The organism is Varibaculum prostatecancerukia (genome assembly GCF_943169825.2).
Classification (GTDB): domain Bacteria; phylum Actinomycetota; class Actinomycetes; order Actinomycetales; family Actinomycetaceae; genus Varibaculum; species Varibaculum prostatecancerukia.
In genome coordinates, this window is sequence record NZ_OW968402.1 from 1,474,243 (window position 1) to 1,486,586 (window position 12,344).

The 12,344-nt window shown below is 53.3% G+C and carries 11 protein-coding genes; 4 read left to right on the plus strand and 7 right to left on the minus strand.

Translation table 11 applies throughout. The features are described 5' to 3' along the window. The first annotated feature begins 81 nt into the window (after positions 1-81). A complete protein-coding gene (gene pknB / locus KO216_RS06435) occupies positions 82-2,193 on the plus strand; it encodes a Stk1 family PASTA domain-containing Ser/Thr kinase (RefSeq protein WP_215523425.1) in 2,112 nt (703 codons plus the stop codon). A gap of 80 nt (positions 2,194-2,273) precedes the next feature. Here the strand turns inward: pknB and KO216_RS06440 are convergent, their stop codons facing one another. From KO216_RS06440 to KO216_RS06450, 3 genes are all read right to left on the minus strand, one after another. Further along, a complete protein-coding gene (locus KO216_RS06440; RefSeq protein ID WP_251451945.1) occupies positions 2,274-3,671 on the minus strand; it encodes a class II 3-deoxy-7-phosphoheptulonate synthase in 1,398 nt (465 codons plus the stop codon). Between the two features lie 270 nt (positions 3,672-3,941). After that, on the minus strand, positions 3,942-5,153 hold the full coding sequence (locus KO216_RS06445) for a pyrophosphate--fructose-6-phosphate 1-phosphotransferase (protein ID WP_215523427.1): 1,212 nt from the start codon (positions 5,151-5,153) through the stop codon (positions 3,942-3,944). 205 nt (positions 5,154-5,358) lie between these two features. After that, positions 5,359-6,153 (minus strand): lysophospholipid acyltransferase family protein, encoded by a 795-nt coding sequence (locus KO216_RS06450; RefSeq protein ID WP_374047511.1) that lies wholly within the window; start codon positions 6,151-6,153, stop codon positions 5,359-5,361. A 74-nt stretch (positions 6,154-6,227) separates the two neighbouring features. Between KO216_RS06450 and KO216_RS06455 the strand changes: the two genes are divergently transcribed. Together KO216_RS06455 and KO216_RS06460 are read left to right on the plus strand one after the other, a co-directional pair. Further along, the gene (locus KO216_RS06455) at positions 6,228-6,629 is read left to right on the plus strand and encodes a hypothetical protein (RefSeq protein WP_215523429.1); all 402 of its coding nucleotides are present in this window, start codon (positions 6,228-6,230) and stop codon (positions 6,627-6,629) included. Then, positions 6,626-8,437, plus strand: a complete 1,812-nt coding sequence (locus tag KO216_RS06460) for a DEDD exonuclease domain-containing protein (protein WP_215523430.1) — start codon at positions 6,626-6,628, stop codon at positions 8,435-8,437. Before KO216_RS06455 ends, KO216_RS06460 begins: the two co-directional genes overlap by 4 nt. Positions 8,438-8,489: 52 nt before the next feature. On the opposite strand, the gene KO216_RS06465 is transcribed toward KO216_RS06460, so the two are convergent. Beyond that, positions 8,490-8,879, minus strand: a complete 390-nt coding sequence (locus KO216_RS06465) for a response regulator transcription factor (RefSeq protein WP_215523431.1) — start codon at positions 8,877-8,879, stop codon at positions 8,490-8,492. 265 nt (positions 8,880-9,144) lie between these two features. Between KO216_RS06465 and KO216_RS06470 the strand changes: the two genes are divergently transcribed. Further along, positions 9,145-9,771, plus strand: a complete 627-nt coding sequence (locus KO216_RS06470; RefSeq protein ID WP_215523432.1) for a superoxide dismutase — start codon at positions 9,145-9,147, stop codon at positions 9,769-9,771. A 297-nt stretch (positions 9,772-10,068) separates the two neighbouring features. Here the strand turns inward: KO216_RS06470 and KO216_RS06475 are convergent, their stop codons facing one another. The 3 genes from KO216_RS06475 to erpA are packed head-to-tail and all read right to left on the minus strand — an operon-like array spanning position 10,069 to position 12,340. Next, positions 10,069-11,055, minus strand: a complete 987-nt coding sequence (locus tag KO216_RS06475) for an FKBP-type peptidyl-prolyl cis-trans isomerase (RefSeq protein ID WP_215523433.1) — start codon at positions 11,053-11,055, stop codon at positions 10,069-10,071. A gap of 21 nt (positions 11,056-11,076) precedes the next feature. Then, the gene (locus KO216_RS06480) at positions 11,077-11,961 is read right to left on the minus strand and encodes an FKBP-type peptidyl-prolyl cis-trans isomerase (RefSeq protein WP_251451948.1); all 885 of its coding nucleotides are present in this window, start codon (positions 11,959-11,961) and stop codon (positions 11,077-11,079) included. Positions 11,962-11,980: 19 nt separating this feature from the next. Further along, positions 11,981-12,340, minus strand: coding sequence for an iron-sulfur cluster insertion protein ErpA (gene erpA / locus KO216_RS06485; RefSeq protein ID WP_215523434.1), 360 nt, complete (start codon positions 12,338-12,340; stop codon positions 11,981-11,983). Positions 12,341-12,344 lie beyond the last annotated feature (4 nt).

A 12,344-nucleotide genomic window follows, 5' to 3' on the forward strand; every position in this document is an offset into this window, starting at 1 on the left:
CTTAGCCTATCTAAGGTGGCAAGCCGGTTCCTACCCGCGCCGCTTACCGGCAATAGGGCAAGCGCCCGCTAGGATTGCCTTATGAGTATCGATCCGGAAGCTAGAGGACGCCCTAGCAACTCCCCGCGGGAATCGTCCATCCCGCGTGCAGCTGGAAAAAACAGCGAGCAGATTCCGGAAATAGAGCAGCGTGCAGGCGATGAAGACCAGATGTTGAAACGTCTGATAGATCAGCGCTACCGGATTTTAAGCATTATAGATACCGGCGGGATGGCCAGTGTTTACCGCGCCCACGACGAACGGCTGGGACGCGATGTGGCGCTCAAAATTATGCATCCCCACTTGGCAAACACCCCCTCTCTAGTAGAGCGTTTCGAGGCGGAGGCGCGTTCAGCTGCCCGCTTGATGCATCCGGAAATTGTGCAGATTTTTGATCAGGGAACCTGGCGGCGGCGCCCCTACCTGGTGATGGAGTTTATTAACGGACCGAACCTGCGCCAGGTACTGACTAAAGAAGGCGCTTTGTCTTTAGGACGTGCCTTAGAAATCACGGAGCAAGTTTTAGAGGCTTTGCAGGCCGCGCATGGGATGCAGATTATCCACCGGGATATTAAACCAGAAAATATCTTGTTGGCTCCCTCCGGAAAAGTAAAAGTAGCTGATTTTGGACTTGCTCACGCAGTTAATCAAGCTACTGGCACCACTACCGGATCGGTGATGGGGACGGTCACCTACCTGGCTCCGGAACTTATTTCCCAGACCACCTCGGATGCCCGTTGCGATGTGTATTCCGTGGGGATTATGGCCTATGAACTGATCAGCGGGGTGCCGCCTTTCCAAGGCGATACCGCGATTCGTACCGCGTGGCAGCATGTAAGCGAGGATGTTCCCCCGCTTTCCGATACTGTGCCTTGGATTCCCAGCGAGGTCGATGACTTGATTGCGGCGCTTACTGCCCGCGATGCCCAAGACCGCCCGGTCGATGCCGGAGCTGCTCTACAGCTAGTGAGGGCGGTATCGGAATGTCTAAGTCCCGAGCTGAGTGAACGGAAAGCTAAGCGCCCGGTAGACCTGCCCCAAGAAAAAGAAACTGAACGCACCCCCCTAGGAAGAGGTGGTACTGCAGTGCTGCCGGTTTTACCGGTCGCCTCCCCGCAAGTACCTGCAGCTCCAGTTCGTCCTCATGGCGCGCCTGCTCACAGTGATTCTTCCGCTACCCCGCCTGTCTCCAACCAAGGAAAATCAGTAGCTGTGGTTGCAGCTGACAGTGCGGAGGAGACTCCAGACACCCCTCCCCAAAAGAACAGCAAAAAACGCTTGGTAGCTGCGGTTATCGCCTGCATTTTGGTGCTGGCGGGAGCTGCCGCTGGATGGTATTTTACTTTGGGTCCCGGAGGGCGAGTAGCAATACCTAATGTGGAAGGGAAATCCGCGGCACAAGCCAAATCCATGCTGGTAAAAGCAGAGTTAAAGGTGAAAATTAGTCGCGAGTATTCCGATACTATTGCCCCTAATAAGGCGACTCGCACTGATCCCAAAGCCGGCGAAAAGGCATGGAAAAAGTCCCAGGTAAACTTGTATATTTCTCGGGGAATTGAATACGTAAAAGTCCCCGATTTAACGGGTAAAGATGGTAATCAGGCCGCGAAACTACTTATAGGAGCGAAGCTGAAACTAGCCGGCACCAGCGCGGAATACTCCGATGAAGTCGAAAAGGGAAAAATCATTGCTACGGATCCGAAAGCCGGTACTACTTTACGTCACCACTCCAAAGTGAAAGTAACAATTTCAAAAGGCAAGGAACCGATTAAGTTACCGGATTTAGCCGGTAAAACCGAAGACGAGGTAGCGGAAACACTTAGTGATCTCAAGTTAGAGATGGAAAAAACCACCGAGTTTTCCGATTCGGTTCCGCGCGGGAAAGTGATCGGACAAGAACCGGAGGCAGGAACTACCGTTTACCATCATGACCAGATAAAAGTGCGGATTTCGCAAGGTCCAGAGATGGTTGAAGTCCCTAACGTAACCGCTTTATCTATGGAGGAAGCTAAACAAAAGCTCACGGATCTGGGATTCCAGGTGAATGTTCAAAAACAACTCCTAGGAATTGCCCCCAATCGGGTTTATTCCCAATCCCCTGGTGGGGGTACCAAACTAAAGAACGGATCTACGGTTACTTTGACCTACGTCTAGCGAGAGACTTTCCCTGATCTAGATAGTCTGCATCCTCGAGCTTTAGCAGGACGCAGCTCTAGCGCCCCTAGAGGTCTGGTCTAAACCGTGTAACCCCAGGGCTCTAAGGGTTCGCGCAGAGGATTACCCAAGGTGTCGTGGCGTTTTTGCAACATTTCCGCCACCTGGAAAGCCAGTTCTAAAGATTGCTGGTGATTTAGCCGCGGATCCACTCGGGTTTCATAACGGTTCTTCAAGGCATCTTCTGTCAGTCGTTCACTGCCCCCGATTACCTCGGTAACATCATCGCCTGTAAGTTCCACGTGAATTCCGCCAGGTATAGTGCCCGCTTCTTGGTGAGCGGCAAAGAAACTGGCCACTTCCTCGAGGATGCGTTCGAAGCTACGAGTCTTATAGCCGGAGGAAGATTGAATAGTATTACCGTGCATAGGGTCGCACATCCAGGTGACGGGCCGGCCATCACGCTTTTGCGCCTCTAACAGCGCAGGTAGCGAAGACTTTAGTGCCTGCGCCCCCATCCGGGTGATGAAGGATAGACGTCCCGGATCGGCCTCAGGATTGAGTTTATCTTGCAACCTAGCTAAATCATCGCCGGTGGCGTCGGGACCAATTTTCACCCCCAAGGGATTGGCTACTTGCGAAAGTTGCTCCACATGAGCCCCATCTGCCTGACGGGTACGCTCCCCGATCCACAGGAAATGCGCAGAGGTATCGTAAAGATCACCTGTACGAGAATCTACCCTGGTCATAGCTTGTTCATACTCTAAAAGTAGGGATTCGTGGGCGCTATAAAAGTCCACGGTGCGTAGTTCATCGGCGCTAACCCCGGCAGCGTCCATAAAGGAAATCGCGCGGTCAATATCGCCAGCTAAAACATCGAAACGTTTATAGGCAGGATTAGAAGTAAAACCGCGATTCCATTCATGTACCCGATGTAGGTCGGCATATCCGCCTTGAGTAAAGGCGCGGATCAGGTTCAAAGTGGTGCCCGAACGAGTATAGGTATCTAGAAGCCGTCCGGGGTCTGGAGTGCGAGCCTCGGGGGTGAATTCGAAAGAGTTGACTGCATCTCCCCGGTAAGACGGCAAAGTAACTCCGTCACGGGTTTCGGAATCGCTGGAGCGAGGTTTAGCGTACTGTCCAGCCATCCTCCCCATTTTTACAATCGGCAAGGAAGCCCCATAGGTGAGCACAATTGCCATTTGCAAAATGGTCTGGATTTTCAGCCGCACCCGATTAGCGGTTGATTCCGCGAAAGTTTCCGCGCAGTCCCCGCCAGTAAGCACAAAGGCGCGTCCCCTGCTGGCCTCTGCCAATAGTTCTTTTAAGGCATCTACTTCCCCCGCAAACACCAATGGGGGACGAGTGCGCAGATCAGCTAGCTTTTCTCGTAGCTTGTCCTGATCTGGATAGCTGGGCTGCTGGGTTGCGGGGCACCCCCGCCACGAATTCAGAGCCTTAGTTGTTTTCTCGTCCACGAAATCCACCCTAGTAAGTTTTAGATTTTAAGACGAATAAATCCGAGAGATGGACTTATTCCCTGTTTAGTTTGCTGTGGCACCGGTATTTATTTACTTCTTTGCCCACGTGCTTGTCATAGGGAGGCGCCATTAACACCTTCCCTGAAAAACTGACAGTAATAATTTCTTTGGCTCTCGCCGCACGCGGCGAGAGCCAAAGAAACTTTAGTTAAGCGAATATCGTCTTCACTTAGCTGTTGCCGGCAGGCTAAGCGGACAATGGTAAAGCTACGCGGGCTCTACTTCCTGCCCGATGTTAGCCATCATTTCCTGGAACCAGGGGGTGGTAATATCGAAGGCTTTACCACCCTTGATCCGGGAGAAAGCGATCGAGCTCAGCAGATCCCCATTTTCTTCATCATGACCAATCAGACCGGCTTTGCCTTCCAGTGCGCACTGCACCGCATAGTCGGTCATGGATTTAATCAGCCGCAGATCTTCTACTCCCGCCGCCGAAGCCCGAGAGAAGTAACCGGACTTTTGCACCATGACTTTTTCAGCTCCGATGCGCTCAGCGAACTGGTGCGCAAACCACTGACCGGGATTAATCTTGTCTAGCTGCACGTGGCCAAAGGGATCGCGGGGAACTGTTTCCCCTGCCTGCTCCATCTGCTCCACGATTTCGCTGACCCCGGCGCCCTCAGAAAGGAAGATATTTACGTTTCCGACCTCGTCCATAACTTTTCGAAGACGCGCAGACTCGCCCTCGATATCTATATGTGCTTCAGGCACGAAAATGGCGTGAATATCGCGAGACTCGCGGGTGAGCCCCATGGAAGGCAACCATTCTTTCTTGTCCAAAAGCTTGCGATAGGAACGGGCAGTCGCAGCTGTGAGATAACCGCAGTGACGTCCCATTACTTCGTGAATAATCAATTCCCGCGGGTTAGACTGGCACTCCCCGATTACGTGCTCTGCAAACAGCGCTCCGTTATCGGCTGCGGTCCAAGCCCCCAGGGATTGCCGCACCGGAATGATGTCGTTGTCAATAGTCTTCGGCAGCCCCACCACGGTCAGTTCATAGTCGTGTTCATGCAGGTAGTGCGCAAGATCCGCGGCGGTGGTGTTGGTATCGTCCCCACCGATAGTGTGCAGGACATCTACCCCGTCCTCTACCAAGCGATTAGCCGCAAATTCCAGGGGATTAACGCCCTCTTTAACCAGACCGCGTTTAACCAAATCTTCGGTGTTAGTCAGCTTGACCCGAGAGTTACCAATCGGGGAACCACCGTATTCATGCAGCAGGCCGGCATTTTTACGTGCCTCTTCGTCTACCACAATAAAATTCTTGGAAAGCAACCCGTGATATCCGTGCTTATAGGCGATGATTTCAACTTCCGGGGCCAGTTCGGTATAACGTTCAATCAATCCGCCAACCGCTGATGATAGGCAAGGTGCAAAGCCACCGGCAGTCAGTAGTGCCACCCGTTTAATGGTCATATCTCCTCCAAAAGATTTATTTGGCCAGTTTTGGCCCCGACATTTAACATTCTAGTCGATATTCCTTAAAGGACTCTAGGAGATCGGCACCTTTCCCATCCATACAGGTAAAACAGGATAACCCAGCTTGGGAACCAACCCTATCCACAGCTGGTGGGTAAGTTGCAAAAAATAGCGGAAGACTCCGAGGACTCCCCAGCGGGGTTTACTCTTTTGGTTCTTCGTCCTCGCTTGCAGTTTCTTCCGGAGGCTCCGGCACCTCAGTTTTAGGAGCCTGCCTGCCCCCAGGAGCTTCCACTTTCGGCTCGACGGCGCCCGTGTCCTCGTCATCTTTCTTGGCGGCTAGCGCCTTTTTTACGTCCGCTGCATACAGATCCACGTATTCTTGCCCGGATAGGCTCATTAGGGAATACATAATCTCGTCGGTGATCGCCCGCAACACATAACGGTCATTTTCCATGCCCTGGTAGCGAGAAAAGTCCAAAGGCTCACCAACAACCACTCCGATGCGGTGCAAACGCGGAATCCGGGTACCAATCGGCTGGGCAATATTGGTGCCCACCATCGCCACCGGAATCACCGGTGCCCCCGAACGTAGCGACAGACGCGCCAAGCCGGTTTTACCACGATAAAGTCGCCCATCAGGGCTGCGGGTACCCTCGGGATAGATACCGAATAGTTCACCCTCCTGCAAACGCGCCAACCCCTTTTGCAGGGCCGCCTGGGATTTCTTTCCCCCGGAACGGTCAATGGGAATAGTGCCCACCTGGGTCATAAACCACTTCACGAAAGCGCCTTTCAGGCCTTTACCGGTGAAATAGTCAGCTTTGCCCACAAATACGACTTCCCGGTCAATCATTAGCGGCAAAAAGAAAGAATCAATCACCGCCAGATGATTGGAGGCCAGAATCGCTGGCCCGGTCTCGGGAATATTTTCGGCTCCTTTAATCCAGGGTCGGTACAGAACCTTTAGAATCGGTCCCAGGATTACTTTCAGCATCCGGTAAAACACGTAAGCTTCCTTCCCGCCCGGGCTAACTGGCCGATCCCTAAAGACCGGCTAGACTAACGACTATGAAACTCCCCAAGAAGTGGGGGGCGCATCGCCGCCGCAACCCAAGTCAACGTCGCGTAGATGATGAATTTTTAGATATTACATCTAGGTTAGATGATACCGGTATTTTTGCGCCTGGACCGCGAGATTACGAATTATCCGAGCCAGATGAGCAGTTTCAACCCCCTACGCTGCCTGCCAGTCCCCGTCCCCGCGGAGCCATGCGCGTTTTAGTGATTACCGTCGTAGTGCTAATGGCCTGGGTGGCCACCTACATCACGGGAGTCACCCTGCCGTTCTGGCTTCATGTGTTGGGGTTCTTAGATTTAACGATTTTTTGCGTTCTCCTCATCTATCTGCGTCCGCGCGGCCGTAGCCCCTTGACCAATAAATGGGGGGATGACGATGGGGCGAGGGTGTGAGCGCTCAATTTTTTGGCCCACCTTCGCGCGCCCTGAAGAATCACCTCAGCACTCTGTTACCTTCCAGTGGTGAACTGGCACCCCAAGGCGAGTTTTCACAGCTAGGAACCCCGCTGGCGGAATGTTGTTTCCTGGTGGTTGACCTGGAAACCACGGGAATGGGCGCAGGTGCGGAAATCACCGAAATAGCGGCTGCCCGCTACTATAAGCGGCGCCTTTGCGGAACTTTTCGTTCTCTAGTGCGAACCCGCCGTTCGATCCCTCCAAGAATAGTGGCACTCACCGGAATCACTAACTCGATGGTGCTTGCTGCGGAGCCTTTGGAGGAAGTTTTTCCGCGTTTCCTTGCTTTTTGGAGGGCCGATCACCCCGACTCTCCTCCGGTAAATACCCTGGTTGCCCACAATGCCAGTTTTGACACCGGGTTCTTGCGCCGCGCCGCCGAGCAACTAGATGCTCCCCTACCTCACGCCCTCACCGTAGATACCTTGGCGATTGCCCGCCTGCTACTTCCCCGTCCCTTCGTCGCCAATCACCGCCTAGCTACCCTCGCTAAATATTTTGGCGCGGAAAAGCCCACTCACCGCGCCCTCGAAGATGTTTTAGCAACCGTGACGGTGCTGCAAGGGCTGCTGGATTTGGGGCAGGGAGCCGGTCTCACCCACACCCAAGATTTTCGGGTTTTACAAAAGGTACCCCGCCAGATTCGGGCAAAACGGGTGTTGGGAGTCAATCTACCGGAGCGCCCTGGGGTCTATATCTTTGAGGACGAGGAAGGAAAACCTCTCTACGTGGGGTCGGCTTCTAACCTGAGAACCCGGGTAGGTAGTTACACCACGGTGGGTGAAAAACGTCGGCAAATGCGAGAAATGTTAGCTGCCGCGTGCCATATCCGGCATTATTGTTTTCCCCATGTACTTTTGGCGCGGCTCAAAGAATTAGACTTGATTGCCCGGCTTAATCCCCCATTCAACCGTGCCAGCACCCGTCCTGATAAATATTGGCTGCTAGAGCTAACCGATGAAGATTTTCCCCGCCTGAGACTTTCTAAGCGAGTAGAGCGCGAAACCCATTCCCGCATCCTCGGGCCGTTTTCTACCCGCAAAAGCGCTGAGCGAGTCCGCCGGGTACTCTCGCAGCAGTGGAGCCTGCGCACCTGCACTCAAGAGATTTCCCCCGGAGCTCCTGCGGACAGTTGTTATTTGGAACAGTTAGGCGCCTGTCTTGCTCCTTGTCGCCCGCAGAACCAAGAAAAGTATGCTCAGCACCTAACGCAGCTGGCTGCTAATAAATCCGCCGCGGAACTGACTGCGGTTGATACCCTGCTAGAAAAAGTTCGGAACTTGGCAGAAAATGAAGAATACGAGCAGGCGGCAGTGATCCGCGAACAGCTTTTTTCGCTGCTGCGCGCGGGTGCGGAACAAGAATTATTGGCCCCGCTTCTAGGCGCGGAAGAACTTATTTTTGCCCTCCCCGCTCCCCACGGAGGATGGGTATATGTGGCTCTCGCCTACGGAAAAGTAGTGGGAACTGCTTTTACCTGTGCTAACGCACCAAAAATCGCGATTGACCAAACCGTTGCGGCACTAGCGGAAGTTTTCCCGGTGAGCGCCCCGCACTTCCTTGGCCAGGGCATCCTTTGGGAGCAGCTACATGTCTTGGCGCAGCAACTTTATCAACCGGGAACCCGGATCGTGCGGATACGGGGTACAGCGGCTTTGGCCTGGCCTGCCCAGGGAATGCTTTCTCGCACCCAGTTACGGGAGACCTTGGCTCAGGCTAGAAAACCGTATTCTTTCCAACTATGAGGGCGGAGACCAGGATCCTAAGCAGCGAAAATCTCCTTGAAATTAAAAATGCTTAGCGCAGCAGTTCAGCTACGGCCTCTTGCAGCTTTAGGGGGTTGAGGGGACGCTCCACCGCTTTGGTAGCTCCCGCCCATCCGACAAGCCATTCATCTTGCGGACGCGCGGTCAAAATCAGGATTGGGGGCAGGTTGTCATTTTCTTCAGCTAGAGACTTCGCTACCGAAATCCCAGAAATCTTAGTGGCTTCCCCATCAAGAATCAGCAGATCATAACGATTATTTAGTACCTTGTCCTGGGTAATCGTGGCGGTTGCAGTTTCATCCCAAGTTATTTTCGGCAAATCTGCCGCCGGTTTAATTCCTACTGCTTCGATTACTTGCCGGCGCACCTCACGGTCATCGCTGTACAACAAAATCTGTAGGTTCTCTTCCGATTCCGCCATTTTCTGCTTCCTTAGGTAAATATTTAAAAGGACTTTTGGCTTTCATTGTAACCGACTATCACGCCCTTGCATTGTCCGCTTGTCTAATGTCATCCCCATTTCCTAAATTTTCCGCGCATCATCCTCCTCACAAACCGGGATTAGCCGGTAAATACGCGCTCGAGCGCTGCAAAAATAGGACTTAGCGCCTAGACTAGATAACAGATGCCATCTGACCGGAGGGAAGTTAGGTGGACAATAACAATACAAAAGGAGAACCATTTATATGGAGAAATACACGCTTCCGGAACTGCCCTATGATTACGCCGCTTTAGAGCCGCATATTTCTGGCAAAATCATGGAACTTCACCATGACAAGCACCACAACACCTATGTGAACGGCGTAAATGCCGCCCTAGAGAAACTGGCAGCCGCCCGCGAAGCTGGAGACTTGGCAGCAGTCAACCAGTACTCGAAAGATCTGGCTTTCAATCTGGGTGGACACACCAACCATTCGGTTTTCTGGACTAATATGGGCCCGGATTGCGGCGGGGAGCCCGAGGGCGAACTAGCCGCGGCAATCACCGAAAACTTCGGTTCCTTCGAGGCTTTCAAGAAGCATTTCTCAGCGGCAGCCACCGGACTACAAGGCTCCGGCTGGGCCGTATTGGCTTGGGATTCCATTTCTTCGCGGCTCATCATCTTCCAGCTCTTCGATCAGCAAGGAAACGTGCCCGTCGGGGTAACTCCGCTGCTCATGCTGGACATGTGGGAGCACGCTTTCTACCTGGACTACCAGAACGTGAAAGCTGACTACGTGAAGGCCTGGTGGAACGTAGTTAATTGGGAAAACGTTTCTGCTCGTTTCGAAAACGCCGAAAAGAACTTTAAGTCCCTAATCAACCTGGCCTAGCAACTAACGCGGGGGAGCGATTTCCCCTCCTGCCCAAAAATTCGGGAAGCGCTAATACGCGCTTCCCGAATTTTTATGCCCACCGCACCTACTCGGGAAAACCGCTCCCCCCACGTATTTATACCTTCCCGGAAAAGTGTAAAGCGGGGGAAAAGTTTTTCCCACGCGGATACGATTTCAGATTAGGGTCGCGGCCGGTAAAAGATACGAGAGGGGCTTGACCTGCGGAGCAGGTCACGGGGTCCCCGGAGTGCTTTTACCGAGCCAGACCCGGATTTTACAATCGGATTTAAACTGTCACCCGAGGCGGGTACTGGTTTGTTTCGCCCCAATGTCGTAGATAGCAATCCGCGCTGGATGTGCCTTCGCCCCTTGGCGCGCGCCTTCTGCGGGCTCTATCATCACCATCCGCGAGCCGATGGGTACCCCTAAGAACTGCGGGGTGGTCTGCACGGTAGCGGGCGTAGACACCATTTTCCCGCTGACCCAGGAGCTGGATACCTCTCCCCATTTACCCTGCTGATAGCTGGCGGCAGTCAAATGTACTCCCGGAAAATCATCCGGTTCTAGTTTCGGTCCCGTGCCTTGGTAAAGCATGATTACCTGTTTTAACTGCGGAGCCGGCATATCGGGATCGATATCCAGCTGCGGCTGACTGCCGGGGCCGCCGGTAATCTTTACTCCTTTAGGGAGCTTCTCGAAAGACTCGTCGATTTTCTTCGCGTGTTTCAGTGCGGAAATATCACTTAAATCCATGGCGCTGATCAGGTCGATCACAAACACCATAGTGGAATCGGCGGGGATTCTCTTGGCGGCTTCACCTTGGAAACCTAAGCGTGGAGGTACGGTAAGCTGCACCCGCGAGCCAACTTTCTTGCCGATCAGACCCTGTTTCCAGCCGGCGATAACGTCACTCATCGCATAGCCTTGGGCAGAGTCTCCCATTCTGAAGGTGGTCATCACGGTTTTTCCGTCCCACAGGTTACCCAAAGTGTCCATCAACACCTGGTCTTTGGCGGTTACTTTGCGTCCGTCGCCCTCGTGAAGTACCCGCACCTGCAAACTGGTGGGCGCTTTGCCCGCACCGGCCTCCATTTGGGGTGCTTGTCCTAACTCGCCAGAAACTGCCGGGAACTTCCCTTTTACTTCTGGTGCGGAGGCATCGGATCCTCCCTGGGAACAGCCCGAAAGGACGCCCAGGCACAGGGCAGCCAAGAGCGAGAGCACTATCGCTCGCATTTTCAATGTTTTAACTGCAGGTTGCAAATCGTTATAAGTACGCATAACCCAGCCTGTACAGATTTTCTAGAGGGTGCCGATAATATCCATCACGAATGCGACGGCTTGCCCGTTTTGCATGGAACTTAAAGCTAGCCGCGATCCCACAGTTTTACCAGCAAGCTCTTTATCTAATCCCAACTCGGCTAGTGTCTTTTCCCCTTGCAGCGGCATCGGAGTTGCGCTATCCCAGGTGGAAGCAGTCTTCCCTTCCTGGTCTACCCAGCTTTGATGCACTATCACCACATCTTTAGCTTTCAGCGGCGCTCCTTTTCCTTGCGCCAGCACTACTACCTTGCGCTCTTTTGCCAATTGATCTGGGGTTACCTTCAATGCCGGCTTTGCCCCTAGTTTGCCGTCAACTTCCAGACCGGGCAAAGTTTCGCCGGTGGCTTTAGCTTCTGCTAGCAGCTGCTGGCCTTTCTTCGCCTGGGATGCGGAGAAGCACTTCAAAGTATCCACTACGAATACCAAGGTAGATCCGGCGGGAATGTCGCCGGTTGCCTGATCCCCATAACCCAATTCGGGAGGAATCACCAGGAGGGTGCGCGATCCCGGTTTGGCATCTTTAAGGCCTTTACCCCAGCCGGGAACTACCTGCTTTAAAGAAAAAACGGCGGGGTTTCCACGATCAAAACTGGAATCAAATTTTTTCCCATTCCACAGTTGCCCGTGATAGTTGACCGCTACCACCGCGCCGGTGCCACAGGCTTCGCCCTCTCCATCTTTGAGAGTAACGACTTTCAGATCTTTCGGTGGGGTTCCCTTCCCGGCACTAACCTTGGGAGCCTTACCGTAATCACCCTCGACATTTACCCCAGTATCGTTGCTACTACATCCGGTGAGGGCGCCGCCGATTAGGGCTCCCATAAGAGCGAGGGCAGCAAAAGAAGATGAAAGTCTACGTTTCACGGTTAAATCCTGACTGTTTTTAGTGGAATGACTGGCCGCAGGCGCAAGAACCTACAGCATTGGGATTATCGATGGTGAATCCTTGCCGCTCGATAGTATCCGAGAAGTCAATAGAAGCGCCCTCTAAATAGGGGTTCGACATTTTGTCTACTACTACCTCTACCCCGGGAGCGAACTCCACGACCGCGTCGCCTTCAAGCAGACGCTCATCGAAATACAGCTGATAGATGAGCCCGGAACAGCCACCCGGCTGGACTGCAATTCGCAGCCGTAAATCATCGCGACCTTCCTGCTCTAACAGCGATTTTACTTTTTCAGCGGCTGCATCGGTCAAAGTAACTTTGTGGGTAGCTGTTTTTTCAGCCTGTTCTTCGCTCATGTTT